Here is a 26,700-nt window from a genome sequence, read left to right as displayed (position 1 = left end):
ATGACTGACCGAGGATACGCGCCCACCCGCGCCCCGGTTCCCGCAGGTGCGCGCGTCCGTCCGGCATGCGTGGCGGTCACGGGCTGGCCGCAGCAGCAGACCGCCCCGGCCTGGGCAGGCGCGGGGCGATCCGGGTGGGGTGGTCTGGGCGGCTGGTCTTCAGTCCAGGAAGTCGCGGAGTTTGCGGGTGCGGCTCTCGTGGTACTTCAGTTTGCGCAGCGCCTTGTTCTCGATCTGGCGGATGCGTTCGCGGGTCACGCTGAAGCGCTGCCCGACCTCTTCCAGGGTGTGCTCGCGGCCGTCCACGAGGCCCTTGCGGAACTTCAGGACCATCGCCTCGCGCTCGGTGAGTTTCGAGAGCGCCTTTTCCAGTTCCTCGCTCAGGAGGGTCTTGGCGGCGTTCTCGACCGGGCTGTCGAGGTTCTCGTCGGGAATGAAGTCGCCGTAGAAGGAGTCCTTCTCGTCACCGATGGGGGTTTCCAGGGACACGGGTTCCTGGCTGACCTTCTGCACTTCCTCGACCTTGGTGGCGTCCCAGCCAGGGCCCATCGCCTCGGCGATCTCCTCGTACGTCGCCTCGCGTGACAGTTCCTGCTGGAGCTGCCGGGCGGTGCGGGTCAGTTTGTTGATCGTCTCGACCATGTGCACCGGGATGCGGATGGTGCGCGCCTGATCGGCGATGGCGCGGTTGATGGCCTGACGGATCCACCACGTGGCGTACGTTGAAAACTTGTAGCGGCGGCGGTACTCGAACTTCTCGACCGCGCGGATCAGGCCCTGGTTGCCCTCCTGAATCAGGTCCAGGAAGCCCAGGCCGCGCCCGGTGTACTTCTTGGCGATGGACACCACGAGGCGCAGGTTGGCCTCGATCAGGCCCTGGCGGGCGGCGGCGCCGTCTTCCATCTGGCGCATCAGGCGGCGGCGGCCACGGTCGTCGAGTTCCAGGTCCTCGTCGAGAATCTTGCGGGCTTCCTCGCCTTCCTCGATGCGGCGGGCCAGCGCGATCTCCTCTTCGAGGGTCAGCAGGGGCACGCGGCCGATCTCGTGCAGGTACTGCCGCACGGGGTCGTTGCTGACCGCGCGGGGCATGTCGTCGAAGTACTTCTCCTCGTCGTCTTCCTGCTGGCGCGAGGCGGTGGCGGCCGCGACGGGGCTGTCGTCCGTGTCGGCGTCCGCGTCGTCCTCGTCCTCGTCGAGGTCCTGCACCTCGATGTTGATGGACGCCAGGTACAGCTGCATGTCCTCGAAGGCGTCGGGGCTTTCGGGGTCCAGGCCGTTGGCTTCGAGGGCAGAGGCCAGCGCCGTGGCGATGTCCTCACTGGCGAGCACGCCGGCCGCGCGGCCACCTTTCAGGAGTTCCTGAATGCTGGCGTGCGAGTAGTACGGTTTCTCGGCCACGCCGCCCGTGGCAGGCGCGGCGCTCTTCGCGGCGGGTTTCGCGGCGCGCGACGTGACCTTGCCCGGCGTGCGGGCCGGAGAGGCGGGGGCCGCCGCGTCGGTCTTCTTGGGTTTGGCGGCGCGCGGTTTGGCCGGCGCCTTCGCTTTCGGTTCGGCGGCTTTCGGTTCGGCCGGAGCGGCGTCGGCAGCCGGGGTCTTGGCTTTGGCGGTGGCGCGGGCCGGTTTGGCCGGTTTGGCGGCGTCCCCGGAGGCAGCCTCGGGCGCAGTCCTGGCGGCCTTCGCGGCCGGTTTGACCGGCGTTTCCTTGACGGGTTTGGCGGCCTTCACGGGCGCGGCCTGGGCGGGCGCGGTAACGGCCGCGGTTTCAGGGGCGCTGTCCCTGGGGACCGCTCCGGCAGCCACGCGGGCGCGCGGACGCACCGGCTTGGGAGCGGGCGCGGCGCCGTCGGTGGGCGCTTCGACTTTCTTACGGGTGCGGACGGTGGGGGAATCTGCCATGCGGCCTCCTGCGGGCTGGGCACTTATCAGTGTAATCAGTGAAAAGGAACGGGTGAAACGGGACCGGTACGGCGGCTGCGCGGCGGGAAGCAGGGGTGAACACGGAACGGTCGGCGGTGAACCAGACAGGGAGCAACCGGTGGGTGGGGGCCTGTTCCGGCAGCCTGCCGGAAATCTGAACGCGTCAGTCTAGCAAACGCGCCCGGCGCCGCTCCGTGCGGCCTGTGGGCGGGTCCCAGGGCCGAGCGGTTCCGGGGTGAGCGGGGCTGGGCGAACGCAGTTCCGGTCCATCAGGCAGAGTACGCGGACCGCGCCGGAAAAGTTCCCGGTCCGGCGGCCAGTGCCCGATTCCCTGACGCGGAGCCTTTCAGATTTCAGGCGCGCGTGACCGAGAGGACCTTGAATCCGCCCTCGCGCAGCGTCTCGCGGACCGGGCCGATCACGCCCAGGTCCGCCTCGTACGGCAGCGGTTCGTTCGCGACGAGGTGCACGGTGCCGCCCGGACGCAGGCGGCGCGCGGCGGCCGCGATGAACTCGCGGGCCACGTCCAGCACCACGCCCCGACCCACGTGGAAGGGCGGGTTGGTGAGGATCACGTCGAAGGTGCGGTCGCCCAGCGCGGCGTCCACGTCCGAGTGGATGGCCTCGCCGGTCAGGCCGGACGCCGCCAGGGTCGCCTGCGCGCTGCGGACACTCTGCAGATCGCCGTCGACCAGCGTGACGTTCGCGCCGCGCCGCGCCGCCCACGCGCCGATGATGCCGGTCCCGCAACCCAGGTCCAGCACGTCCAGGCTGTCCAGGTTCAGGCTGTCCAGCGCGCCCAGCATCAGGGTGGTGGCCTTGTCGGGCTTGGCGGCGCTGAACACGCCGGGCAGCCCCACGACGCTCACGCCGAACGCCTCGAAGGTCTCGGGATCGGGCTGCGGGGGCGTGGGGCCGGGGCGGCGCACCAGTTTCGCCACGCGCATCCCTCCGTCACGGGCGATGGTCTCGCCAGACCCGAAGGCCTTCCCGGCGGCACGCACGTAGCGGTCGAAGCCCTTGTCGCGGTCCCCGGCGATGTACAGCGTCCCGCCGGGCGGCGTGCAGGCGTGCGCCCAGGCGACCTGCGCCTCGGCGTAGGCGTTGCCACGGTCACCGGCCAGCACGACACACACGGTCCGGGCGCGTTCCGGCCAGCGCCCGGTCAGGGGGTCGCCGGGAATGGCGGGGTGCGCGTCCAGTCCGGCGGCGTGCAGGACCTTCAGGGCGGCGGCGCTGCCCTCCACGGCGCGCAGCTTCACGCTGTCGAGCGCGCCGATCAGGCCGCCCATGGCGCTCAGGTCGAGTACGTCGCCGCGCACCCGGTCGCGGCGCATGGTCTGGGCCAGCAGCGCCTGCGCGGCGTCCACGTCGGGGAAACCGCGCACGCCGGGTTTGGTCAGGACGGTCAGCCGGTCGAGTTTCTCGGGCAGCCGGGCGGGCCGCACGTCCGTGTACGGCGCGGTCTGGGCGGGCGCGGCACCCCTGGCTGCGGCGCTGGAACCCGACGGTGAAGGGGCGGCCCCGGTGGGTCGGTTGAATCTGATCTTCTGCTTGGGCCTGCTCGTCACGCCCTCCAGAGTCGCACATTCCGCGCCGGGCAACTGTTCACGGCGTTCCGGGATGCGCTAGCGTTCCGGGCATGGCAGCCCCCCCGAGCGTGACTCCCGACTGGTCTTTCGAGCGTGAACACTGGCGGCGCGGGCATTTCCGCGTGGCGGGCGTGGACGAGGCCGGGCGGGGCGCGTGGGCCGGGCCGGTCACGGTGGCGGCCGTGATCCTGCCCGGCGCGGCCGCCGAGTACCCGTTCCGGGACAGCAAGCAACTGAGCGCCGCGCAACGCGAGCAGTACGCGCAGGTCGTGCGTGAGGTCGCGCTCGCCTGGGCGGTCGAGCACGCCTGGCCGGACGAGATCGACCGCCTGAACATCCTGGGCGCCACGCACGCCGCCGCGCTGCGCGCCCTTGCGCGGCTGGACCCGGCCCCGCAGGCACTCGTCACGGACTACCTGAAGTTACGTGTGGACGTGCCGCTGTCCGCGCCGCCCAGGGCGGACGCCCTGAGTTACTCGGTCGCGGCGGCCAGCCTGCTCGCCAAGACCGAACGGGACCGCGTGATGCTGGAACTCGACGCCCAGCACCCCGGCTACGGCTTCGCCGGGCACAAGGGGTACGGCGCGCCCGCCCACCGCGCCGCGCTGCACGAACACGGCGTGACCGGCGCGCACCGCCGGAGTTTCGCGCCCATCCGCGCGCTCCTGAGTGAACCGGCGTCCCTGTTCGGCGACCTGCCCTGAGTGCCTTCATACGGACTCCGTTTATTTCGTTGGCAGATCGGAACACCACCGATCTGCCAACTCCACGTCCGGAGGGGCGTTTCTCTCCTACTCGCATCCGCTCGGACCCAGCGGCTTTATAAGCCATTCAATCCGAGTCGGTATCAGGCGTCCGGGGGGCGTTTCTGGAAGGACAGTTGCGTTTCGGTGGGGCGAAACCCCAGGCGTTCATACAGTGCCTGCGCGTGGTAGTCGGGGTCGGCCACGATGACCAGCGTGCGCGTGCCCAGCAGCGCGCGCGCCCACTCGGCCGCCGCGTGGACCAGCATGCCGGCCAGTCCGCGCGCGCGGTACCCGGGGTGCGTCTCGACGCTCTGGTAGCGGGCGACGGCCTCTCCGGCGTCGAAGATACCCAGGGCGCTCAGCGCGGCCCCACCCCGGTCGAAAGCGGCGAGCAGCGCGCCGCGCCCACCTTCCTGCACGGCGCGGTAGGCGGCCAGTTTGCGCCGGACGAACACCTCGTACCCGGCGGCCTCGTGAGGGTGAGGGTCGGCGGCATTCACGGCCAGCCGCAGTTGCGCGGCCGCTTCCCAGTCGGCGTCCGAGAAGGCCGGGCGGATCTGCACGTCGCGCGGCGCGGCCCGGCCCGGTGCGGACGGGACGGTGTGCGCGGCAGTCAGGACGGTGTCGCGCAGCACCTCGTACCCGGCGGCCTGCCACTCGCTGAGGTCCAGCGCGTCGCTGTGCGGGGTGTCGATACCGAACGTGCGGTGCGCGGCGTCCGGGAAGGCGCGGCTGAACGCCTCTTCCCAGCGCGGCAGGTCGCCGGGGCGCGGCGCCCCAGGCATCAGCAGGAAATTACCCCACCAGAACGTGGGATTGTCGGGCGAACAGATCACGGTGTGATGGTCGCCGCGCCGGATCAGACTGCCTTCGTTGCGGCGCAATGCGAGGTCCGTGTGGAACGCGAGCGATCGGTGCACGCCTCCCAGAATACGCGCCGTGAGGAGGCGGGGCGTTATGCGCCGAAGTGATCCGGACTCCGACTGAACGGGCTGCAAAGACCGCTGGGTCCGGGCGGATGCGCGTGGGAGCCGGGCGGGTTCCGGATGGTCAGCGAAACAGACGGAGTCCGTGTCAGTTCGTGCTGGGCAGGTACAGCCAGTCGACCGGCGTGAGCGGGTCGGCCGCGCCGATACTCACGCTGACGCTGCCGCCCTGCACGCGGACGGTGGTTTCCAGGACGTTCCAGCCGGGGCGCAGGGTCTCGTTCGCGTCCAGGGTGCCCTGGAGCGTGCGGTCGCCCTGCCGGAAGGTGCAGGTCTGCGCGGCGGCAATGGTCAGGGCGCGGTCACTGAGCACCAGTTGCCGCGCGCGGATGGACGCGTCCTGCGGGGACAGCGGCGCCTGAAGTCCGATCGCCTGCAACGCCGGGGTCAGGGTCGCCGTGACGCTGCCGCCGATCAGGAACCGGCCGCCGCCGACGGTGACGGTGCGGGCGGCGGCCGGTTGCGTGGTCAGGGGTCCCTGGCAGGTCACGCTCTGGAAGGTGCCGCGCACGCTGTCGCCCAGCAGGTCCGGCGTGGCCTGGGCGGTCAGGGTCAGGTCGGCGGGCAGCGTCAACTGGTACGTGCCGCCCGCCGTGACGCTGGCCTGCGCGACCTCGCGGTCCTGGCCGTTCACGCGGGCGGTGAACACGGCCACCCCGGCGGCCGGGGGGAAGATCACGGTGCCGCTCACCTGCGCCGCCACCGGGGTGGGCTGACCGGCGCAGGCACTCAGGCAGGCACTCAGGAACGCGGCCAGCGTGGCACTCATACGGATTCCGTTTATTTCGTTAACAGATCGGAACACCACCGATCTGTTAACTCCACGTCCGGAACCCGTTTCTCTCCTACTCGCTCCGCTCGGATTGAACGGCTTTATAAGCCATTCAATCGGAGTCCGTATCAGCAGGCAGGAAACGGCGGCCGGTTTCATTGAGAAGAATCTAACAGTTTTTTCACCAGGCGCGCCGGGACGCCCCCCCCATCACGGACACCGCCACGGGCACTGCGACCGGCGCTGTGACGGGTGGCGGGTCTACTGGCAGTCGCGGCCCGTGATGCCGCAGGACTGACGTGGCGTCCAGGGGGCGTCCAGGGCAGCCCGCGCGATCTGCACGCCCAGCGTGGCGGCGTCTGCGGCCAGGGCGGGGTTCAGGGTTGTGTCGGTGGGGCGGTGATAGTGCGGGTCCTCGCCCCGGTGCAGGAAGGCGGTGCGCACGCCCACCAGCTTGAACGGCAGGTAATCGCTGCGGCCCGTGACCGGCGAGGACCGCCCGAACGTCTCGCGGGTGGTGGCCGGTGCGTCCCGGAAGGTCCGCAGGTCCGGCCGGACCCGGCGGGCCAGGGTCAGCAGTTCCGGGTGCGCGTCGATGCTCAGGGATTCGGCGTTCACGCCGACCATGTCGAAGTTCAGCATGGCCCGCGTGTCCCGCAGCGGGTAAGAGTGGGTGTGCACGAAGGCGCGGCTGCCCAGCAGGCCCTGTTCCTCGGCGCCGAACAGCACGAACCACGCGCGGCCCGCCAGGGGAGTACCGGCCGCCTGCCGGGCCGCGTGCAGCACGGCCAGGATGCCGCTGGCGTTGTCGTTCGCGCCGGGGCTGCCGGGTACGCTGTCCAGGTGCGCGCCGAACAGCACGTCCGGCGTGGCCTCCACACGGGCCGCGATCAGGTTCCAGGCGGGGGCGTCCTCGGTGCGGACGGTGGTGGTGAACGTGACCTCGCGGCCCACCCCGGCCAGCAGGGTCCGTCCTGCTTCCGGGGTGACGCTCAGGACCGGCAGGGCCACGTTCCCCAGTGGGCTGTACGCGGGCGGGTGCGGGCAGTCGTTCACGATGACCAGCCCCAGAATTCCCGCGTTCAGGGCGCGGTCGGTCAGGTCCCGCCACGGGCCGTCCGGGCAGGTCGTGACGGCCAGTCTGCCCAGCAGGCCCTCCAGTTGCGCGTCGGTCACGCCGGGTGGCAGGCGTACCAGCGTGCCGGTCTGCCCGGCCGTCTGCGTGCCGATCAGGGCCTCGCCGGTCAGGGTCTGCGGGTCGCCGGGGCCGCCCAGGTGCACGGTTCCCTCCCGCTGCGCGGGCATGGGCACGCGGTCCGGGAGGGCCTGACGGGTCACGCGGTACCCGAGCGCCTCGAACTGCGCCTGCGCCCAGTCCAGCGTGCGGGCGTTCCCGGCACTGCCGGTCTCACGCGGGCCGAGGGTGCGCAGGGTCTCCCAGTCCTGCGCGGCGCTGACGCTCTGCGCTCCGGGCTGCGCGGGCGGGTTGGCCGGGCGGGTCGCGGCGTGCCACGCGCCCCAGCCCACGCCCCCGGCGATCAGGGCGGGCAGCAGCACCTTCCAGGCGGGAACGGGTGGGCGAGTCGGCAGTGGGCGCAGCGGTCTGGGCATCGGTACGGTCACCATACGCAGCGGCCCGGCCGAAGGTTGCCGCAGGTGCGCGCCGGGGTGCGGTTTTCCGTTTCATGGCGCGGGATTTCGGGGACCGTCTGCTGGCCCGAAATGCACTAGACTGTTCTGTGTGAACGTCAGGAACTTCTCCATTATCGCCCATGTGGACCACGGGAAATCGACCCTCGCGGACCGCATCATGGAGCGTCTGGGCGCGATGACCGAACGCGACAAGCGCGACCAGACCCTCGATACGCTCGAACTCGAACGCGAGCGCGGCATCACCATCAAATCCACTCCCGTCCGCCTCCAGTACACCCGTCCCGCGCAGGAGGACGGCTCGGGCGGCGAGACGTACACCTTCAACCTGATCGACACGCCCGGCCACGTGGACTTCAACTACGAGGTCTCCCGGTCCCTGGCGGCGTGCGAGGGCGTGCTGCTGCTCGTGGACGCCTCGCAGGGCGTCGAGGCGCAGACCATCGTGAACGCGTACCTGGCCATCGACAACAACCTGGAGATCGTGCCGGTCATCAACAAGATCGACCTGCCGGCCGCCGACCCGGAAGGCGCGGCGCAGGAACTGGAGGAAGTGATCGGCATTCCCGCCGAGGACGCCGTGTTCGCGTCCGGCAAGTCGGGGATCGGCATCACCGAGATCCTGGAAGCCATCGTGGACCGCATCCCGGCGCCCAGCGGCGACCCCGAGGCGCCGCTGAAGGCGCTGATCTTCGACTCGTTCTTCGACGCGTACCAGGGCGTGATCCTGTTCGTGCGCGTGCTGGAAGGCACCCTGACACCCAAGGATCAGATCCGCCTGATGAACGCCGGGAAGAACTTCGAGGTGGACAAGGTCGGCACCTTCAGCCCCGGACTGGTCGTCGGGGAGTCCCTCCCGGCCGGTTCGGTCGGCTGGGTCGCCGCCGGGATCAAGGACATCCAGGACGCGCAGGTGGGCGACACCCTGACCGGCCGCGAGGTGCAGACGCCCGAGGCGTTCCCCGGCTTCAAGCCCGCGCAACCCGTGGTGTTCTCCGGCCTGTACCCCACCGACACCGAGGACTACCGCAAACTGCGGGACGCGCTGGAGAAACTGAAACTGAACGACGCGGCGTTCTCCTTCGAACCCGAGACCAGTGAAGCGCTGGGCTTCGGCTTCCGCTGCGGGTTCCTGGGCCTGCTGCACGCCGAGATCATCCAGGAACGCCTGGAACGCGAGTACGACCTGGACCTGATCGCCACCGCGCCCGCCGTCGTGTACCGCGTGACCCTCACGAACGGCAGCATCTTCGAGACGCAGAACCCGGCCGAGTTCCCCACCCGCGACCGCATCGAACTGGTCGAGGAACCGTACATCAAGCTCAGCATCATGCTGCCCGAGGAGCACGTCGGGCCGGTCATGCAGCTGCTCCAGGAACGCCGTGGGTCCATGATCACCATGAACTACGTCGGCAAGCGCGTGGAACTGCTGTACGAGGTGCCGTTCGCGGAGATCCTGTACGACTTCCACGACCGCCTCAAGAGCATCAGCCGCGGCTACGCCAGCATGGACTACGAGCAACTCGGGTACCGCGAGGGCGACCTGCGCAAGGTCGACATCATGGTGAACAACGAGGTCATCGACGCGCTCGCCGTGATCGTCCACGAAACCAAGACGTACAGCCTGGGCCGCAAGATCGTGGACAAGATGGCCGAAGTCATCCCCCGCCAGATGTTCCCGGTGCCGGTGCAGGCCGTGATCGGCGCGAAGATCATCGCGCGCGCCACCGTGAAGGCCTTCCGCAAGGACGTGCTCGCCAAGTGCTACGGCGGCGACATCAGCCGCAAGAAGAAACTGCTGAACAAGCAGAAGAAGGGCCGCGCCCGCATGAAGCAGTTCGGGACGGTCGAGGTACCGCAGGAGGCGTTCCTGGCGGTCCTCAGCACCGACGAGTAACCCAGAGAGCCGCACCCACCCCGCCCTGCGTCCAGACGGACGTGCGGCGGGGTGTTCACATGCCCGTATCCTGGTGGTTATGACGGATCCGCATGTCCTGCCCGCCCACCTGCCCGCTCCCGTGGACGACGGCGGCGCGGCCCACCTGACCGGGCAGCCCTGGCCCGCGCTGGCGCTGCCCGCCACGGACGGCACGCAGGTCCGCGTGTCGGGGCTGCCGGGCCGGTCGGTGGTGTACGGCTACCCCATGACGGCCCGCCCGGACCATCCCCTCCCGGACGGCTGGGACGTGATGCCGGGCGCGCGGGGTTGCACACCGCAGGCCTGCGCGTTCCGTGACCATCACGCCCAGCTGGCCGCACTGGGCGCACGGGTGTTCGGGCTGAGTACCCAGAGCACGGCCTACCAGCAGGAGGCGGCCGGGCGGCTGCACCTCCCCTACCCGCTGCTGAGCGACGCCGCGCTGGAGCTGACCGGGGCGCTGCGCCTCCCGACGTTCGACGTGCCCGGCGTGCCAGCCGGTGAACGGCCGACGCTGCTGCGGCGCATCACGCTGATCGTCCGGGACGGGGTGACCGAGCAGGTGTTCTACCCGGTCTTCCCGCCGGACCGGAGTGCCGAGCAGGTGCTGGAGTGGCTGGAGCGACACCCAACCTGATAGGAACGGGAGGGCGCCCCGTTGCCTCCCGGCTCCGTCACTGGCTCTTGAGTTCCGTCCAGATGCGGTCGTACAGGCGTTGCGGGCGGCCGGAGGGCAGTTCGCCGATGAAGTCCAGGCGGCCGTCGGTCAGCCACGCGGCGGGTGGGTTCAGGGCGGGAATGTCCTTCAGGAAGTCGTCGAGGAGGGGTTGCGAGGCGGCGTTGGGCGTGGCGTAGTAGGTGTAGTTGCTGAGTTGCGCGCCGTTGTCGGCGTCGAGGATGAAGTTGATGAAACGGTGGGCCAGTTCGGGGTTGGGGCTGCGCCTGAGGACGACCAGGGTGTCCATGCTGATGGTGGTGCCCTGGCGGGGCAGCAGGACCTGCACGTTCTCGTCTTCCTCGGTGGCGATCAGCAGGTCGCCCACGTAGATCTGCCCGAGGTCGATCTGCCGGGCGAGGAGTTTGTTGCGGGTGCCGGGGCCGCCGTCGAAGCCCTGGAAGCCCTGCTTGGCGACCACGCGGCGCAGCAGGTCGCGCGCCTGTCGCAGCTGGGCGACGTCGGTGGTGTTGGCGCTGAAGCCCAGGTACTTGAGGGCCGCGCCGATCACCTCGCGCGGGTCGTCGAGCAGCACGAAGGTGCGGGTGTCGTCGGGGCCGAAGATCTCGGCCCAGGTGTCCTGCGGGACGTAGCGCTGCGTGTTGTAGGCCAGTCCGGTCGCGGCGTACTGGTACGGCACGGAGTAGCGGTTGCCGGGGTCGTACGCGGCGTTCAGGAAGCCGGGCGCGATGTTCTTCAGGTTCGGCAGGGCGCCTCTGTCCAGGGGTTGCAGCAGGTCGGCGCGAATCATGGTCTGCACGACGTAGTTGCTGGGCACGGCGATGTCGTACTGCGCGCCGCCACCCTGCAACTTGGCGAGCATGGCCTCGTTGCTCTCGAAGGTGTCCAGCACGACGCGCACGCCGTTCTGTTTCTCGAAGGTCTTCACGAGGTCCGGGTCGATGTACTCGGACCAGATGAATACCCGCAGGGTCCTGCCGTCGCCGCGCGTGACGGGGGTCGCCTCGCCCGGCTGAGCCTGAGCGGGCTTCTCGACGCGGTAGCAGCCGCTCAGCAGGACCGGCACGAGCAGGGCGCTCAGGGCGGCGCGTTTCATGGCTGCCTCCGGGGGCGCAGCAGGGCGTTCGCGGCGACGATGGCGACCACCGTGACGAGGACCAGCAGCGCACTCAGGGCGTTGATGTCGGGCGTCACGCCTCGCTTCACGTTCGTGTAGATCAGGACCGGCAGGGTGCTGAAGCCCGACCCGCTCGTGAAGTACGTGACCACGAAATCGTCCAGGGACAGCGTGAACGCCAGCAGTGCGCCCGCCAGCACGCCCGGCAGGGCCAGCGGCAGGACCACGTGCGTGAACGAGCGCAGGCCGGTGGCGCCCAGGTCCCGCGCGGCTTCCTCCAGTTCCGGGCCGTACCCGGCGAGCCGCGAGCGGACGGTCAGGGCCACGTAACTGATCTGGAAGGTCACGTGCGCCAGCAGCACCGTCCAGAAGCCGTTGTCGAACGTCCAGCCCAGGCGTTCCAGGCCCGCGCGCACGAACGAGTAGAACATCAGTAGGCTCACGCCCATCACCACGTCCGGAATCACGATCGGCAGGACCAGCAGCCCGGTCAGGGCCGTGCGGAACCGCAGCGTGTACCGCCACAGGCCCAGGCCCACCAGGGTGCCCAGCACCGTGCTGACCAGCGTGCTGAGCAGGGCGATCTCCAGCGTGTGCGCCAGCGCCTCGCGCACGTCCGCGCGGGCGAACAGCACCCCGTACCACTTGGTAGTAAAGCCCGCCCACGTCGCCCCGAAGCGCGAATCGTTGAACGAGAACACGACCAGCACGATGATCGGCAGGTACAGGAACGCGTACACCAGCCACGCCCACGCGGTCAGGGCCGGATGCGTCCGCCGGATCACAGCGCCCTCCGGGCCGTTGATAGGTGATGGTCGATGGTTGATGGAACCTCTTTCAACCATCGACCATCAACCATCAACAGTGTGCGCAGCGCACTCATACGAGTTCCTCCAGGCCCTTCTGCCCGGCGGTGCGGGCGTAGCCCCACAGGCCCAGCAGCACGACGCCCATCAGCAGGAAGCTCAGGGCGCTGCCGTACGGCCAGTCGCCCGCCTGCCCGAACTGGTTCTGGATGAGGTTCCCCACCAGGGCCGTCTTCGCGCCACCGAGGATGTCGCTGACGACGAAGGTGCCCAGTGCCGGGATGAAGGTCAGCAGGATGCCCGCCACGAGGCCCGGCAGGGTCTGCGGGAACACGGCCGTCATGAAGGCCCGTGCGGGGGGCGCGCCGAGGTCCTGCGCGGCCTCCAGCAGGCGCCAGTCGATCTTCTCGACGCTGGAGTACACGGGCAGCACGAAGAACGGCACGAACGCGTACACCATGCCCAGCAGCGTGGCGGTCAGGCTGGGCACCAGATCGAAGGGCCGCAGGATCAGGATCCAGGCGTACACGCGGATCAGGAAGTTCGTCCAGAACGGGATGATCAGCAGCAGCAGCAGCAGGTTCTTGCGCCGGGCGTCCTGCCGGGCGATGTAGAACGCCAGCGGGTAGCCCATCAGGACGCACAGCGCCGTGCTGAGTCCCGCCACCCACACGCTGCGCCACAGGACGCGCGCGTTGTCGGCCGTCCACTCCTGGAACAGCGCGTCGTACCCGAACACCCGCTGCCAGGATTCCAGCGTCCACGGGCCGCCCACCTGCGCGAGGTCCGTGCGCGTCAGGAACGAGTACCCCAGCATCACCAGCGCCGGCACGATCAGGAACACGGCCAGCCACAGCACGCCCGGCCCCAGCGTGGCGAAGAAGCGCCGGACCGTCAGCACAGGGCACCTTCGGTGCGGTGATGGTTGAAGGTTGAAAGTTGATAGAGCCGTGTTCCATCAACCATCAACTTTCGACTTTCAACCCCCATCATGCTTCTTCCAGCACGACGAGGTTGTCGGGCGGGAGGTACAGGGCGACCTGTTCCTCGTAGTCGAAGTCCTCGTCGGCGCCGATGTCGGCGTTCAGCTGGAACACCACGAGCTGCTGGCCGCTGGCGCGCAGCAGGTACTGGTTCTCGGCTCCGGTGTACACGATGTCGTCCACGGTGGCGCGGATCTCGTTGCCTTCGGTCTCGTCGTCGCGTTCCATCCTCAGTTTCTCGGGCCGGACGGACAGCGTGACGTTCTGGCCGGGGCGCAGGCCCTCGCCGTGCGTGGTGCGCAGCGGGCCGTGCACGGTCTGCACGGTCGCCTCATGGCCGTCCACGCTCAGGACGGTGCCCTCGATCAGGTTGCTGCTGCCCAGGAAGTTCGCCACGAATGCCGTGCGGGGCCGCTCGTACAGTTCCTCGGCGCGGCCCAGTTGCTCCACGCGGCCCCGGTTCATGACGGCAATCCGGTCACTCATGACCAGCGCCTCCTCCTGGTCGTGAGTGACGAATACGAAGGTCATGCCCAGGCTCTCCTGCAGGTTGGCGAGTTCCACCTGGAGTTCCTTGCGCAGTTTCAGGTCCAGTGCCGAGAGGGGTTCGTCGAGCAGCAGCACCTGCGGTTCGTTCACGATGGCGCGGGCCAGCGCCACCCGCTGCCGCTGCCCGCCCGACAGCTGATCCGGGCGGCGCGAGGCGAAATCCGCGATGCGCACCCGCTCCAGCGCCTGCATGACGCGGGTGCGGGCCTGCGCGGCGGGCACACCCTTCATTTTCAGGCCGAACGCCACGTTGTCCTGCACGCTCAGGTGCGGGAACAGCGCGTAACTCTGGAAGACGGTGTTCACGTTCCGCAGGTGCGGCGGCACGCCCGTCATGTCCTGCCCGCCGATGATGACCTGCCCGGCGTCCGGCGCCTCGAACCCCGCCAGGATGCGCAGCAGCGTCGTCTTGCCGCAGCCCGAGGGACCCAGCAGGCTGAAGAACTCGCCCCGGCGGATATCCAGGTCGATATCGTCCAGCACGCGTGTCTCGCCGCCCGACGGGGACGTGAAGCTCTTGAAGACATCCACGACACTCACGGCGGCGTCGGCGGACAGTTCACGCGCGCGCTTGCCCCTGAACGCGACGCCGGTTATGGACGGGACCTCTGAATCTGACTCATACGGGGAATTTTACCCGCGTGGGCGCCGCCCCGGCACGCACTCCGCCTTAAGGGTGACGCGCCGCACGCCGGGGCGGGCGTACCCTGACCGTGTTTCCGCTCCTGGTCCGCCCCCCCGTTTCCAATCGAGGTTCGCTGTGGAAGACATTCTGGTTCCCCTGTTCTTTTTCGGTGCGGTGTTCGGTTTCCCGCTGGCGCGGCGCGCCATGATTCACCGCCACAACCTGGAACTGCTGCGCGCCCGGTCCGGCCCGGCCGGGGGTGTGGCCGCGCCGGGCACCCCGCCTGACGACGCGCCCGCGCTGGCCCTGCGCCTGCCGGAACCGCACCGCCTGTACGCCCTGGCGCTGCTGTGCCGCCTTCAGGACGCGCCCGCCACGCTGGAGCCGCACACGCGGGCGCTGCTGGGCCAGATCCGCCGGGAGTACCTGCCGGACACGCTGCGCAGTTACCTGAACCTGACGCCCGCCGCCCGCGAGCACCTGCGCGCCGGGGGCCGCGACCCCGAGGAACTGCTGCGCGAGCAACTGGAACACCTGAGCCGGGGCGTGGACGGCGCGCTGCGGCAGGATCACGGCAGCGCCAGCCGCCTGCTCACGCAGGGCCACTACCTGCGCGACCGTTTCGAGGCGTCCCCGCTGGACACCGCCCGTCTCGATGCGGCGCCCCGGAACCTGGGCACGGCGCCGCTTCAGAAGTGACCCGACCGGGCCAGCCTGACCGGGCCAGCCCGAGGTGACACGCCGGTCAGATGTTCTTGACGGCCCGTGCCGGAACCAGCAGACTGATCTGGAATGAAAAACTTAACTGTCGGACTTGTACTGACCGTCCTCCTGGCTGCCTGTGCAGGCGTGCAGCAACCGCCCAGCACGGCCTCGCAGGAACAGCCCGTGACCACGCTGGCGCTCAACCCGTTCGAGCGTGGCCCCGCGCCCACCACCGCCAGCCTGGAAGCGACGCGCGGGCCGTACGCGACCAGTTCGACCAGCGTGTCCCGCTTCCGGGTCAGCGGGTTCGGGGGCGGCACCATCTACTATCCGACGACCACCAGCGACGGCACCTTCGGCGCTGTGGCCATGTCGCCCGGGTACACCGCCACGCAGAGCAGCCTCTCGTGGCTGGGGCCGCGCCTCGCCTCGCAGGGCTTCGTGGTGTTCATCATCGACACGAACAGCGTCTACGACCAGCCCGCCTCGCGCGGCACGCAACTCCTGGCGGCGCTGCGGTACCTGACCGGCAGCAGCGACGTGCGCAGCCGCATCGACCCGAACCGGCTGGCCGTCATGGGGCACAGCATGGGCGGCGGCGGCAGCCTGGAAGCCGCCAGGACCAACCCCGCCCTGAAGGCCGCCGTGGCCCTGACCCCCTGGAACACCGACAAGACCTGGCCGGAACTGAGCACACCCACCCTGATCATCGGCGCGCAGTCCGACACGGTCGCGCCGGTCGCCTCTCACTCGGTGCCGTTCTACACCAGCCTGGCGGCCACGCTGCCCCGCACGTACCTGGAACTGCGCGGCGCCAGCCACTTCGCGCCGAACACGTCGAACACGCCCATCGCGCGGGCCAGCGTGGCGTGGCTCAAACGCTTCGTGGACAACGACCTGCGCTACAGCCCGTTCCTGTGCCCAGCCCCGGCGGTCGGCACTACGTACTCGGACGTGCGCAGCAGTTGCCCGTTCAACTGACCGTCGCGGTCGTCCGGGACTGACGCGAACCGGTGGTCAGGGAAGGGCGTCCGGGTCCGGGAGGGTCTCCCCCACCCGGACGCCCAGCAGGTGAGCGAGGTCGGGCAGTTGCGCGGCGTCCACGGTCACGCCCTCCAGTTCGCGGGGCGTGACGCGCAGGCCGCGCAGATCGCTGGAACGCAGGTCGGCCCCGGCCAGTCGCGCGCCGCGCAGGTCCGTGCGGGGCAGGCGGCACGCCCGCAGGATCAGGCCGGGCAGGTCGGCGTCCATGAACATCGCCTCGGTCAGGTCGCAGTCGTCCAGGCGCAGGTGGGCCGCGTCGGCCTTCACCCACACGCTCAGGGGGGCGGCCACGCGGGTCAGGGCCACGTGCCGCAGGCGCGCGCCGCTGGCCTGCACGCCCAGCAGGCGGCAGTCCGTGAACTGCACGCGTTCCAGCGCCGCGTCTTCCAGGCGTGCGCCGCTCAGGTCGCAGCCCTCAAACCGCACGTCGGTGAGGCGCACGCCGCGCCAGTGCACGCCGGTCAGGTTCACCTGCCGGAACACGCAGCCCTGGAAGGTCACGGCGTTCAGGGCCTCCGCGCCGGTCAGGTCGCCTTCCAGCGCCAGACCCCGGTACACGGTCTCGCTTTCCAGCGGGCCGGGCGGCGGGGCGCGCAGGCCCCCGCGCGGGAATTTCGGGGCGTTCGGGCGGGTCGCGTCCATTGACCGTTACAGCGTGAGGATCTCGTAGCCCCTGTCCGTGACGACCAGGGTGTGCTCGAACTGCGCGCTGGGTTGCCCGTCGGCGGTGGTGACGGTCCAGCCGTCGGCCAGCAGGCGCGTCTCGGGGCGGCCCAGGTTGATCATGGGTTCCACCGTGAACACCATGCCCGGCTGGAGTTTCAGGCCGGTGTAACGCGCGCCCCAGTGGTAGATGGTGGGTTCCTCGTGCAGGCGCTTGCCGATGCCGTGCCCGGTGTACTCGCGGACCACGCTGTACCCGCGCGCCTCGGCGAGGGTCTGGATGGCGTGCCCGATGTCGCCGGTGCGGGCGTTCGGGCGGATGACATCCAGCCCTGCTTTCAGGCACTCGCGGGTGGTGTCCACGAGGCCCTGCACGTCGGCACTGACCTGCCCGACGGTGTAGGTGTAGCAGGCGTCGCCGTACACGCCGTTCATCAGCACGCCGATGTCCACGCCGACCACGTCGCCTTCCAGCAGCACGCGCCCGTCGGGAATGCCGTGGCAGATGACCTCGTTCACGCTGGCGCAGATGGTGCCGGGAAAGGGATTGTTCTTCGGGCCGTAGCCCAGGTAGGCGGGCGTGGCCCCGGCGCGGCGGATGTGTTCCTCGGCGAGGGTGTCGAGTTCTTTCAGGGTGACGCCGGGCTTCACGTGCGGCTCCAGCACGCGGAACGTTTCCGCGACGAGCGCCCCGGCGCGGCGCATGGCTTCGATCTCTCGGGCGGATTTCAGGGAAACGCGGCTCATAACGCATGAGGCTAACACGGCCCGGCGCGCCCTTCCCTGCCGCGCGTCACGGTACCCTGACCCCCATGAGTGACCAGCATGGCGGCACAGGGGCGCGCAGCGTCGTGATCAGCGTGGACATGGAAGGCGTGACCGGCGTCTCCAGCTGGGTGCAGGTCAGCCCACCCGAGTTCGGCGGGCTGGTCAGCGGCGCCGAGTACGAGCGGGCGCGAGAACGCATGACGCTGGAAGCCGCCGCCGCCGCGCAGGGCGCGCTGGACGCCGGAGCGACCGACGTACTCGTGAACGACAGTCACGACACCATGCGCAACCTGATCCCGGAACTGCTCCCGGACGGCGTGCGCTTTACCAGCGGGAATGACAAGCCGCTGAGCATGGTGCAGGGCGTGCAGGAGGCCGGGGTGCTGGGCCTGCTGTTCGTGGGCTACCACGCGCGGGCCGGAAGCGTGCGCGGGCCGCTGGCACACACCTGGAACGGCTTCATCCGGGACGTGCGCGTGAACGGCGTGAGCACCGGCGAGTACGGCCTGAACGCCCTGCTCGCCGGGCATTACGGCGTGCCCGTCCTGTTCGCCTGCGGGGACGACGTGGCCATGACGGAAATCACCGCCGAACTGGGAGAAAACGTGATCACGGTACCGGTCAAGGAGGGCCTGAGCAGTTTCGCGGCCACGCACCTGCACCCGCGCGAGGCGCAGCGCCGCATCCGCGACGGCGCGTTCCGGGCCGTGACGCAGGCACTGGGGTCGCCGCCCGAACCGTACAGCACGCGCTTCCCGGCCGCCGCGCAACTGAGTTTCGATCATCAGGCCCGCGCGGACGCCTGCGAGCGCGTGCCCGGCATCACCCGCATCGACGCCGTGACCGTCGGCTGGGAAAGCGAGAACGCCTTCCACCTGTTCCAGACGTTCCGGATGCTGGCCAGCGTGGCCGCCGTCCGCCTGAACGCCTGACCACCTGACCGCCTGCGCGCCGCAGGCAACCGCGCGCACATCCTCACGCAGCGTCCGGTAGCCTGAACGCATGCGCCGCACCCTGACCGCCCTGACCATCCTGAGCCTCACCGCCCTGACCGCCCCCGCCAGCGCCGCCGCCGTGTGGGCCGGCGTGGACGCCACCACGGGCGGGTACGGCGTGCACGCCGGGACCGCCCTGCTGCCCATCCCGTTCATCGGCACGATCGGCCTGGAAGGCAGCGCCGAACGCCCCTGGCAGACGACCGACACCACCTACAACCGCTACGCCGCCGGGGTCACGCTGCGCGACCTGAACCTTCCCCTGACGAAGGTGGACGCCTTCGCCACCGTCGGCGGGCAACTGACCGCCCCCACCACGCAGGGAGGCGAGAACCGCTTTGCTCTGTACGGCGAGACCGGACTGCGCGGCCCCGTGTTCGGCCCCGCCGGATGGCGCGCGTTCGTGCGGGCCAGCAGCGCCGGACAGATCGGCGCGGGCATCGGCCTGGAACTGCGCTTCTGATACGGACTCCGATTGAGGGCGCAGGTGGCCGCCAGTCCTCACCTGCGCCCACCTGCGCGGCCCGCGCCTGAGAAAATGCGCGGGTGACTCCTGAACCCACAGCCGCTTACACCCTGCACACCGCCCTGGACGGCATCACGCCGGGGCAGGTGCAGGGTTTCTTCGTGGACTGGCCCAACCCGCCGGCGCCCGACACGTTCCTGCGCCTGCTGCGCGGGTCGTACCGGGTCGTGCTGGCCGTGCATGACGGGCAGGTGATCGGCTTCGTGCAGGCGGTCAGCGACGGCGTGCTGACCGCGTACATTCCGCTGCTGGAAGTCCTGCCCGAGTGGCAGGGCCGGGGCGTGGGCCGCGCCCTGATGACCCGCATGCAGGACGAACTGCGACACCTGTACGCCGTGGACCTCGGCTGCGAGGATCACCTCGTCCCGTACTACGAGGCGCTGGGCATGCGGCGGGGCAACCTGATGTTCACCCGCAACTACGCGCGGCAGGACGGCTCACTGCCGGACTGACCCTCACCAGTACCGGAACAGCAGGTCACCGCGCGTCCAGCCCAGGTGCCGTGCGCCCTTCGCTGCGCCGGGTGGCAGGCGGTCCAGGTCGGCGCGGTCCGGTGTGCCGTTCAGCCACGCGGCGTCCGGCACGACCCAGCCGCGCGCCTGCCACCACGCGGTCAGGCCGGGCGGGTTGAGGTACGGCGCGAAGGTCGGACCCGGATGCGTGGCGTCCGTGAACGCCAGCAGTGGCCAGTCGGTGTGCGCGTGCAGCTTCACCGCTGCCCCGCCCGCCGCAGGTCGGAGGGTCTGATCCCGCACGCCCGTCAGGGAGTCGTCGTGTAGTCCGCCGATGAGTGCCCAGCCGAGTTCGCGGGCGCAGCGGTGCAGGTCGGCGGTCAGGCGCGCGGGGGCGTGCGCGTCCGCGCGGGTCAGGTCGTCCCGCAGCCAGGGCAGCACGCCCGGTTCCACGTTCAGCTCAGCGCGGCGCGGAGGCGCTGGATGTCCTCGCGCCACGCGTCGGCGTCCTCGCTGTCTTCCCAGAGGTCCGGGAGTTCGCTGCCTGGGCCGAGGACGCGTTCCAGGGCTTCGAGGGCGTGGCCCTGCATGTGGGCCAGTTCGGCGGCGTCCGCGTTCTGCACCCAGGCGCGCAGGGCGGCGTCGGTCAGGGCAGCCGTGTCGCCCGTCAGGACGGCGGCCAGCGTCTCGGCGGCGGCGACGGCGCGGTGGCCTTCCTCGGCTTCCAGGTAGTCGTTGTCGGGGTCCAGCGCCACGTCGAAGGCTTCCGCCAGGGCGTACGCGCCGTCCTGCACGATCTCGGCGGCGTACTCGGCCGCCGCCTCGTTCTGGAAGGGGCCGACTCCCCAGGCGCTCATGCGGGGGCCTCGGTGCGGCCGTAGCGCTGCTCGACGTATTTCTCCATCAGTTCCTGGAAGTCCTCGGCGATGCGGGGGCCGCGCAGGGTGGTCAGGAGTTTGCCGTCCTGGTAGACGGGCGCGCGGGGGTCCTCGCCGGTGCCGGGCAGGCTGATGCCGATGTTGGCGTGTTTACTCTCGCCGGGGCCGTTCACGATGCAGCCCATCACGGCGACCTGCATGTCCTCCACGCCGGGGTATTTCGCTTTCCAGTCGGGCATGGTGTCGCGGATGTAGTCCTGGATCTTCTGCGCGAGTTCCTGGAAGAAGGTGCTGGTGGTGCGGCCGCAGCCGGGGCAGGAGGTGACCTGTGGGAGGAACTGGCGGATGCCGAGGCTCTGGAGGATCTGCTGGGCGACCTCGACTTCCAGTTTGCGGCTCGCGCCGGGTTCCGGGGTGAGGCTGACGCGGATGGTGTCCCCGATGCCGTCAATCAGCAGAGGGGCGAGGGCGGCGCTGCTGGCGACGATGCCTTTCATGCCCATGCCGGCCTCGGTCAGGCCGAGGTGCAGGGGGTAGTCGCACAGCGGGGCCAGCTGGCGGTACACCTGCCACAGTTCCGGGGCGCTGCTGACCTTCACGCTGATGAGGATCCTGTCGTGTGCGAGGCCGAGTTCCTCGGCGTAACGGGCGCTTTCCAGCGCGGAGACGACCATCGCGTCGATCATGACGTCCGTGCCGGTCTTGGGTGAGCCGTTGGCGGTGTTCTCGTCCATCAGGCGGGCGAGGACCTGCTGGTCGAGGCTGCCCCAGTTCACGCCGATGCGGACGGGTTTATCGAATTCTTTGGCGACCTCGATCATGGTGGCGAAGTTCGCGTCGTGGTGCTGTCCGGCGCCGACGTTGCCGGGGTTGATGCGGTACTTGGCCAGCAGGCGGGCGGTTTCGGGGAATTCGCGCAGCAGGATGTGGCCGTTGTAGTGGAAGTCCCCGACGATGGGCACCTCGATCCCGACTTCCTTGAGGCGGGCGACGATGTCGGGTATGGCGGCGGCGGCCTCGCGGGTGTTGACGGTGACGCGCACGATCTCGCTGCCTGCCCGGACGAGCTGCGCGATCTGGATGGCGGTGGCTTCGGCGTTGGCGGTGTCGGTGTTCGTCATGGACTGCACGACGACCGGGTGGGCGCTGCCCACCATGACCCCTCCCACGTTGACGCTGACGGTCTGGCGACGCTTCATGCCGCCCAGTGTACGCGCCGCCATGCGGGATGGTCAGGAAGCAGCGTTACGCCCGCCTGCGACAGTCCGCCCCCGCTCCCACTTGACCGGGGTGGGGCGCGGGCTTCAGACTGCAACGCAAAGTTCACAGGCAACGCTTGCCCGCCGGGCACGACCTTGGCCGCACTGCTGACCGCAGGGTGCGCTGAGACCGTGCCCGGCGGGCGTCTGCTGCCTGCCCCCCCCTTTCGGAGGTTCCATTCATGACCGTGTTTCCGCTGCTGTCCACCCAACATGACCACACGCCCGCCTACACCGAGGTGCTGGGCGCGCCGCAGGGCGGGTCCGTGCGCGTGCGGGTCCGCACGACCCTGAGCGTCACGGCCGTGCACCTGAAGTTCGTGCGGGTCGGTGAGATCGAGTCCGTTCCGGCGCGTGAAGTCACGCCGCTCGGTGACGGGCCGGGCCGCTGGTTCGAGGCGGACCTGCCCCTGCATGGGAGCCGCGTGCGCTACGCGTGGCAGCTGGAATTCCTGAACGATCACCTGCACCTGACGGCGCTGGGCCTGCACCGCACGCGCCGGGGGTTCCGGTCGTGGTTCTCGTACCTGCCGGGGCACACGTCGCCCGAGTGGGCGTGGCAGAGCGTGTTCTACCAGATCTTCCCGGACCGGTTCCGGAACGGCGATCCCGGCAACAGCGTGCAGACCGGCGAGTACGTGTACGGCGAGCGGCAGGTCGAGCAGGTGCCGTGGGGCACGCCCATCGACGCGTGGGGAGACATTCACGGGCACTACGGCGGCGACCTGAACGGAATCACGCAGGCGCTGCCGTACCTGACGGACCTGGGCGTGACGGGGCTGTGGCTCACGCCGATCTTCGTGTCGCCCAGCAACCACCGCTACGACATCACCGATTACCGCCACGTGGACCCGCACCTGGGCGGTGACGAGGCCTGGGACGAACTGGTGCGCGCCTCCGCGCAGGCGGGCGTGCGGATCGTGCTGGACGGCGTGTTCAACCACGTCGGGAACGAGAACGCCCTGTTCCGAGCGGCGCTGGCCGAGGACGCCCCGGAACGCGCCATGTTCACGTGGCGGGACGAGCCGGGCAAACTGCCGTACCACGCGTTCTTCGACGTGCCGACCCTCCCGAAGATCGACTACCGCAACGGCGCGGCGGTCCACGAGTTCTTCAGCGGCGAGGAGAGCGTCGTGCGGCACTGGCTGCGGCGCGGCGCGGCCGGGTGGCGGCTGGACGTGGCGCACATGATCGGCGCGGGCGGCACCGACGAGGACAACCTGCCGCTGCACCGCACCCTCAAGCGGGCGGCGCGGGAGGAACGCCCGGACGCGTACGTGTTCGGCGAGCGCTTCTACGACCCGGAGCACGCGCTGGACGGGCAGGGCGAGGACGGCAGCATGAACTACCACGGGTTCGGCCTGCCGGTCATGCAGTGGCTGGCCCGCGCGAACATGACCTTCGAGCCCAGCCGCCTGGACGGCGAGGAACTCGTGGAGATCCTCTGGGACGCGTACCACGCGCTGCCCCCCCAGGTGGCGCTGAGCATGTTCAACGTGCTGGAATCGCACGACATTCCGCGCGCCCTGTACCGCCTGGGCAACGACCGCACGCGCTTCCTGGCGGGCGTGACGCTGCTGATGGGCTACGTGGGCGTGCCCTGCACGTACTACGGCAGCGAGGTCGGCGTGACCCAGTCCCGTGACGGCGCGATGCCCTGGTGCCGCGAGTCCATGCCGTGGGACGAGTCGCAGTGGGACACGGACCTGCGCGCCCACATGAAGGCCCTGATCGCCGTGCGCCGGGAGTCGCGGGCGTTGCAGCGCGGCGGCCTGCGCTTCCTGCATGCCGAGGAGGACGCCGTGGCGTTCCTGCGCGAGTACACGCACGAGGACGGACGCACCGAGCGGGCCGCCGTGATCACCAGCCGCCGCCCCACGGCGCACGAGGTCACGCTGTCCCTGCCCGGCGGCGAGTGGCGGGACGCCGTGACGGGCGAGGTGCTGCGCGGCGGGCACGTCACGCTGGATGCCTGCGGGGGCCGCGTCCTGCTCGGCTGACAGGGGTGGGCGGGCTGACGGTGCGTGTGCTGACGGCAGGCAGGCTGACGGACGCGGGCGGCGTGGGGTATGCTCGTGTCACATGTCACATGCAGATGATTCGGCGCTGTACACGCAGTGGGTCACGCTTCTGGGCTGGCTGGAAGGCAGCGCGGCGGCCCGCGGCCTGACGTTCGAGAAGGTCGCGGACTTCCCGGACTACATCTACCGCATGGAACGCCCCTACGACCTGCCCACCACCGTCATGAGTGCCAGCGTGGGCGTGGGCGGGCAGCCGCTGCTGATCGCGGCCGTCAGCCCCCGCCACGTGGACCTGAAAGGCGTGTCGCTGCGCCTTATGGGCGGTAGCAAGCACTGGCACCTGCACGCCGGGAGCGGCGGCACGCTCCTGGAAGGCAAACGTCCCTTCACGCGCGAGCGGCTGGACGCACTGCTGGACGGCGCCCTGCGCAGCAACGCCGTGTAACCATCACCTCATACGGACTCGGATTGAATGGACTGCAAAGGCCATTCAATCCGAGCGGATGCGAGAAGGAGAGAAACGCCCCTCCGGACGTGGAGTTGGCAACCCGGTGATGTTCCGGGTTGTCAACGAAATAAACGGAATCCGTATCAGGGACAGAAAAAGGGACGGGCCACGCGGGAGGCCCGTCCCTCTCCTGTTCCCGGCGGCGCTCAGGCGCTCTGGCCTCCGAAGGCGATGAACCCGGCGGCAATGCCGATCAGGGTGCCGACGAGCACTTCGAGGTACGTGTGGCCCATCAGGACGCGCAGGGGCAGCGGCGCGAAGCCCTCGCGGACGACGGCGCGCAGTTCCTCGACGAGGTCGTTCAGCAGCCGGGCCTGCTGGCCGCTGCTGTGGCGCACGCCGGTCGCGTCGTACATGACGATCAGGGCGAACACGGCGCTCGCGGCGAACAGCGGACTGCCGACTCCCTCGGTGATGCCGACGCCGGTGGTCAGGGCGGCGACCATGGCGCTGTGACTGCTGGGCATGCCGCCGGTCTCCATGAACGCGGCGGGCCGCCAGCGGCGTTCGATCAGCAGGATCAGCAGGACCTTCATGACCTGCGCGCCCGTGCTGCTGAGGACCGCGACCCACAGCCAGCGGTTGCCGATCAGGTCAGCGAAGGAGTTCACCGCTCGCTCCGTTCGACTGGTCGGCGTGCCCATGCACTGTCTGGTTCTGGGCAGCCTGGACGGTGTTCATCATCAGTTGCGCGACCGTCATGGGACCGACCCCGCCCGGCACGGGTGTCAGCGCCCCGGCCACGGCGGCCACGTCCGGGTGCACGTCGCCGGTCAGGCGGGCCTTGCCAGTGTCAGTGGGCACGCGGTTGATGCCCACGTCGATGACGGTCGCGCCGGGGCGCACCATGTCGGGTGTGATCAGGTGCGCCTGTCCGGCCGCGACGATCAGCAGGTCGGCGCGGCGGGTCACGTCGCCCAGGTCCGGCGTGGCGCGGTGGGCGACGGTGACGGTCGCGTCGGCGTTCAGCAGCAGGCCCGCCAGGGGCCGCCCGACCAGGGCGCTGCGGCCCACGATCACGGCGTGCTGCCCGGCGACCGGAATGCGGTAGTGGTCCAGCAGGGCCATCACCCCGGCGGGCGTGCAGGGGCGCAGGCCCGGCTGCCCCTGCCACAGCAGCCCGGCGCTGACCGGGTGCAGGCCGTCCACGTCCTTGCGCGGGTCGATGCAGGCCAGGGCCGCGTCGGCGTTCAGGTGGGCGGGCAGCGGCAGTTGCAGCAGCACGCCGTGCACGCCGTGGTCGGCGTTCAGGGTGCCGATCAGGGCGTGCAGGTCCGCCTGGGTGGTGTCGTCCGGCAGGGCGTACACGGCGCTGTGCAGGCCCAGTTCGGCGGCTTTCTTCGCCTTGCCGCGCACGTAACTTTCACTGGCCGGGTCGTCTCCGACGCGGATGAACGCGATGGACGGCGTGACGGGCAGCGTGGCGGCCAGCCGGGTCGCGGCGTCCAGCAGCGCGGCGGCGGCGGGTGGGCCGCCCAGGGTCCGGGCGGCGTCTGTCCGGGCGGCGGCCCGGTCCGTGGTCACTCGGGTTCGCCGGGCGTGCGGGGCGCGGCGGGGTGGGTGGCAGAGGCGTCGGACGCGGGGGCCGTGGTGTCTGCGGGTTGTTCGAACACCTCGCGCTGCGGGGCGGGCGCGGCCGGGGTTTCCGGGCGGGGCAGCGCGCGGCTCAGGCCGGCCAGCACGCCGTTCACGAAACGGCCGGAGTCGTCACCGCCGAACTTGCGGGCGATACGCACGGCGCTCTCGATGATGGGCGGGTGCGGTTCGGTCGTGCCGGTCATCTCGAAGGTCGCCAGTCGCAGGATGTTCAGGTCCGTCTGCGCCATCTGGTCGAAGCTCCAGCCGCGGATGGTGCGGCGCAGGGTCGCGTCGATATCCGGGCGGGCGGCGCTGATGCCGCTCACGAGTTGCTGCGCGAACACCAGCGCCTCCTCGCTGAGGACCGGGAAGGTGTCGTCACCGGCGCGCATGGCGCTCTCGGCGCGGTTGAAGACGCTCTGCATGGGCAGGTCGCCCCGGTCCGCCTCGAACAGCACCCGGAACGCGAATTCGCGGGCGGCGCGGCGGGTGCCGACGGGCGCGGCGGCCTTCTCGCGGCGGCGGGTCATGCGGCGCTGCCTTTGGGCAGGCAGACGTTCTGCACGGTGACGTTCACGGCGCGGACCTTCAGGCCGGTCATCAGTTCGATGTTCTCACGGACAGCCTGCTGGGCCTTCTCGCTGAGCGCCAGCAGGTTCCGGCCGAATTCGACGTTCAGGCCGACTTCGACCGTCACGTCGTTGCCTTCGCGGGTGACGCGCAGCGCGCGGGCCTTGCGGCCGGGGTTCTGGTTGCGCAGCACCTCGCCGACCTTCAGGGTCGCGGCGGCGATCTCGGCACCCTCGATGCCTTCGAGGGTGGTGGCGGCGATGTCGGTCAGGACACTCTTGCTGATTTCGATTTCGGTGTTGGTTGCCATGCTGGTGTTGCCTCCACGCGCGGGCCGCCGCTGTTGCCCGGCCCGCGCCAATACCTGCCAGTTTATACGCAACGGCGGCCCTTCCG

28 protein-coding genes are annotated in these 26,700 nt (G+C 70.1%); 10 read left to right on the top strand and 18 right to left on the bottom strand.

What is annotated here, in order from left to right:
• Nucleotides 1-159: 159 nt before the first annotated feature.
• A complete protein-coding gene (gene rpoD / locus IEY70_RS01300; RefSeq protein WP_189063156.1) occupies nt 160-1,896 on the bottom strand; it encodes an RNA polymerase sigma factor RpoD in 1,737 nt (578 codons plus the stop codon).
• Between the two features lie 374 nt (nt 1,897-2,270).
• Nucleotides 2,271-3,488 (bottom strand): class I SAM-dependent methyltransferase, encoded by a 1,218-nt coding sequence (locus IEY70_RS01295; RefSeq protein ID WP_189063155.1) that lies wholly within the window; start codon nt 3,486-3,488, stop codon nt 2,271-2,273.
• Nucleotides 3,489-3,559: 71 nt separating this feature from the next.
• Between IEY70_RS01295 and rnhB the strand changes: the two genes are divergently transcribed.
• A complete protein-coding gene (gene rnhB, locus IEY70_RS01290) occupies nt 3,560-4,213 on the top strand; it encodes a ribonuclease HII (RefSeq protein WP_189063154.1) in 654 nt (217 codons plus the stop codon).
• Nucleotides 4,214-4,356: 143 nt separating this feature from the next.
• On the opposite strand, the gene IEY70_RS01285 is transcribed toward rnhB, so the two are convergent.
• The 3 genes from IEY70_RS01285 to IEY70_RS01275 form a co-directional block, all read right to left on the bottom strand.
• A complete protein-coding gene (locus IEY70_RS01285) occupies nt 4,357-5,175 on the bottom strand; it encodes a GNAT family N-acetyltransferase (protein ID WP_189063153.1) in 819 nt (272 codons plus the stop codon).
• Between the two features lie 154 nt (nt 5,176-5,329).
• Nucleotides 5,330-6,010 carry a hypothetical protein gene (locus IEY70_RS01280; protein WP_189063152.1) on the bottom strand — a complete coding sequence of 227 codons (681 nt, stop codon included), beginning with the start codon at nt 6,008-6,010 and terminating at the stop codon, nt 5,330-5,332.
• Between the two features lie 264 nt (nt 6,011-6,274).
• Entirely contained in the window at nt 6,275-7,624 is a 1,350-nt protein-coding gene (locus tag IEY70_RS01275; RefSeq protein WP_189063151.1) for a M28 family metallopeptidase, read from the bottom strand.
• Nucleotides 7,625-7,754: 130 nt separating this feature from the next.
• Here IEY70_RS01275 and lepA point away from each other — a divergent pair, with 130 nt between their 5' ends.
• A complete protein-coding gene (lepA, locus tag IEY70_RS01270; RefSeq protein ID WP_189063150.1) occupies nt 7,755-9,560 on the top strand; it encodes a translation elongation factor 4 in 1,806 nt (601 codons plus the stop codon).
• A gap of 79 nt (nt 9,561-9,639) precedes the next feature.
• Nucleotides 9,640-10,218 (top strand): peroxiredoxin, encoded by a 579-nt coding sequence (locus IEY70_RS01265; protein ID WP_189063149.1) that lies wholly within the window; start codon nt 9,640-9,642, stop codon nt 10,216-10,218.
• A gap of 37 nt (nt 10,219-10,255) precedes the next feature.
• Here the strand turns inward: IEY70_RS01265 and IEY70_RS01260 are convergent, their stop codons facing one another.
• From IEY70_RS01260 to IEY70_RS01245, 4 genes are all read right to left on the bottom strand, one after another.
• A complete protein-coding gene (locus IEY70_RS01260; RefSeq protein WP_189063148.1) occupies nt 10,256-11,353 on the bottom strand; it encodes a polyamine ABC transporter substrate-binding protein in 1,098 nt (365 codons plus the stop codon).
• The gene (locus tag IEY70_RS01255; RefSeq protein WP_229777537.1) at nt 11,350-12,159 is read right to left on the bottom strand and encodes an ABC transporter permease; all 810 of its coding nucleotides are present in this window, start codon (nt 12,157-12,159) and stop codon (nt 11,350-11,352) included. Before IEY70_RS01255 ends, IEY70_RS01260 begins: the two co-directional genes overlap by 4 nt.
• A 94-nt stretch (nt 12,160-12,253) precedes the next feature.
• Nucleotides 12,254-13,081 (bottom strand): ABC transporter permease, encoded by an 828-nt coding sequence (locus IEY70_RS01250; protein ID WP_229777536.1) that lies wholly within the window; start codon nt 13,079-13,081, stop codon nt 12,254-12,256.
• Between the two features lie 88 nt (nt 13,082-13,169).
• On the bottom strand, nt 13,170-14,252 hold the full coding sequence (locus IEY70_RS01245) for an ABC transporter ATP-binding protein (protein WP_189063146.1): 1,083 nt from the start codon (nt 14,250-14,252) through the stop codon (nt 13,170-13,172).
• A 220-nt stretch (nt 14,253-14,472) separates the two neighbouring features.
• Here IEY70_RS01245 and IEY70_RS01240 point away from each other — a divergent pair, with 220 nt between their 5' ends.
• Together IEY70_RS01240 and IEY70_RS01235 are read left to right on the top strand one after the other, a co-directional pair.
• Nucleotides 14,473-15,036 (top strand): hypothetical protein, encoded by a 564-nt coding sequence (locus IEY70_RS01240; protein ID WP_189063145.1) that lies wholly within the window; start codon nt 14,473-14,475, stop codon nt 15,034-15,036.
• 150 nt (nt 15,037-15,186) lie between these two features.
• Nucleotides 15,187-16,023, top strand: coding sequence for a poly(ethylene terephthalate) hydrolase family protein (locus tag IEY70_RS01235; RefSeq protein ID WP_229777535.1), 837 nt, complete (start codon nt 15,187-15,189; stop codon nt 16,021-16,023).
• A 36-nt stretch (nt 16,024-16,059) separates the two neighbouring features.
• Here the strand turns inward: IEY70_RS01235 and IEY70_RS01230 are convergent, their stop codons facing one another.
• Nucleotides 16,060-16,728 (bottom strand): pentapeptide repeat-containing protein, encoded by a 669-nt coding sequence (locus IEY70_RS01230; protein WP_189063143.1) that lies wholly within the window; start codon nt 16,726-16,728, stop codon nt 16,060-16,062.
• A 6-nt stretch (nt 16,729-16,734) separates the two neighbouring features.
• Nucleotides 16,735-17,496 carry a type I methionyl aminopeptidase gene (gene map / locus IEY70_RS01225; RefSeq protein ID WP_189063142.1) on the bottom strand — a complete coding sequence of 254 codons (762 nt, stop codon included), beginning with the start codon at nt 17,494-17,496 and terminating at the stop codon, nt 16,735-16,737.
• Nucleotides 17,497-17,561: 65 nt separating this feature from the next.
• Here map and IEY70_RS01220 point away from each other — a divergent pair, with 65 nt between their 5' ends.
• The 3 genes from IEY70_RS01220 to IEY70_RS01210 all read left to right on the top strand — a co-directional run bounded on the left by IEY70_RS01220 (nt 17,562) and on the right by IEY70_RS01210 (nt 19,490).
• The gene (locus tag IEY70_RS01220; protein WP_189063141.1) at nt 17,562-18,449 is read left to right on the top strand and encodes a M55 family metallopeptidase; all 888 of its coding nucleotides are present in this window, start codon (nt 17,562-17,564) and stop codon (nt 18,447-18,449) included.
• A gap of 70 nt (nt 18,450-18,519) precedes the next feature.
• The gene (locus tag IEY70_RS01215) at nt 18,520-18,975 is read left to right on the top strand and encodes a hypothetical protein (RefSeq protein ID WP_189063140.1); all 456 of its coding nucleotides are present in this window, start codon (nt 18,520-18,522) and stop codon (nt 18,973-18,975) included.
• Nucleotides 18,976-19,058: 83 nt separating this feature from the next.
• On the top strand, nt 19,059-19,490 hold the full coding sequence (locus IEY70_RS01210) for a GNAT family N-acetyltransferase (protein WP_229777534.1): 432 nt from the start codon (nt 19,059-19,061) through the stop codon (nt 19,488-19,490).
• A 3-nt stretch (nt 19,491-19,493) separates the two neighbouring features.
• Here IEY70_RS01210 and IEY70_RS01205 read toward each other — a convergent pair whose 3' ends face one another.
• The 3 genes from IEY70_RS01205 to ispG are packed head-to-tail and all read right to left on the bottom strand — an operon-like array spanning nt 19,494 to nt 21,567.
• Nucleotides 19,494-19,943, bottom strand: coding sequence for a hypothetical protein (locus tag IEY70_RS01205; RefSeq protein WP_189063139.1), 450 nt, complete (start codon nt 19,941-19,943; stop codon nt 19,494-19,496).
• A 2-nt stretch (nt 19,944-19,945) separates the two neighbouring features.
• A complete protein-coding gene (locus IEY70_RS01200; RefSeq protein ID WP_189063138.1) occupies nt 19,946-20,347 on the bottom strand; it encodes a DUF4259 domain-containing protein in 402 nt (133 codons plus the stop codon).
• Entirely contained in the window at nt 20,344-21,567 is a 1,224-nt protein-coding gene (gene ispG / locus IEY70_RS01195; protein WP_189063137.1) for a flavodoxin-dependent (E)-4-hydroxy-3-methylbut-2-enyl-diphosphate synthase, read from the bottom strand. Before ispG ends, IEY70_RS01200 begins: the two co-directional genes overlap by 4 nt.
• A 242-nt stretch (nt 21,568-21,809) precedes the next feature.
• On the opposite strand from ispG, the gene IEY70_RS01190 reads away from it, so the two are divergent.
• On the top strand, nt 21,810-23,627 hold the full coding sequence (locus tag IEY70_RS01190) for an alpha-amylase family glycosyl hydrolase (RefSeq protein ID WP_189063136.1): 1,818 nt from the start codon (nt 21,810-21,812) through the stop codon (nt 23,625-23,627).
• An 82-nt stretch (nt 23,628-23,709) separates the two neighbouring features.
• Entirely contained in the window at nt 23,710-24,093 is a 384-nt protein-coding gene (locus IEY70_RS01185; RefSeq protein ID WP_189063135.1) for an NADH-quinone oxidoreductase subunit 15, read from the top strand.
• Nucleotides 24,094-24,302: 209 nt separating this feature from the next.
• Here IEY70_RS01185 and IEY70_RS01180 read toward each other — a convergent pair whose 3' ends face one another.
• From IEY70_RS01180 to IEY70_RS01165, 4 genes are read right to left on the bottom strand one after another with little or no spacing between them, the layout of a single operon-like run.
• Entirely contained in the window at nt 24,303-24,767 is a 465-nt protein-coding gene (locus IEY70_RS01180) for a divergent PAP2 family protein (RefSeq protein WP_189063134.1), read from the bottom strand.
• Nucleotides 24,751-25,680, bottom strand: coding sequence for a bifunctional 5,10-methylenetetrahydrofolate dehydrogenase/5,10-methenyltetrahydrofolate cyclohydrolase (locus IEY70_RS01175; RefSeq protein ID WP_189063133.1), 930 nt, complete (start codon nt 25,678-25,680; stop codon nt 24,751-24,753). Before IEY70_RS01175 ends, IEY70_RS01180 begins: the two co-directional genes overlap by 17 nt.
• Nucleotides 25,677-26,264 (bottom strand): transcription antitermination factor NusB, encoded by a 588-nt coding sequence (nusB, locus tag IEY70_RS01170; RefSeq protein WP_189063132.1) that lies wholly within the window; start codon nt 26,262-26,264, stop codon nt 25,677-25,679. The genes IEY70_RS01175 and nusB overlap by 4 nt, the downstream gene beginning before the upstream one ends.
• A complete protein-coding gene (locus IEY70_RS01165; protein ID WP_189063131.1) occupies nt 26,261-26,614 on the bottom strand; it encodes an Asp23/Gls24 family envelope stress response protein in 354 nt (117 codons plus the stop codon). Before IEY70_RS01165 ends, nusB begins: the two co-directional genes overlap by 4 nt.
• Between the last annotated feature and the right edge of the window lie 86 nt (nt 26,615-26,700).

This window comes from Deinococcus seoulensis, from assembly GCF_014648115.1.
Lineage (GTDB): Bacteria > Deinococcota > Deinococci > Deinococcales > Deinococcaceae > Deinococcus > Deinococcus seoulensis.
This window is presented reverse-complemented; position numbering and strand designations above follow the sequence as displayed.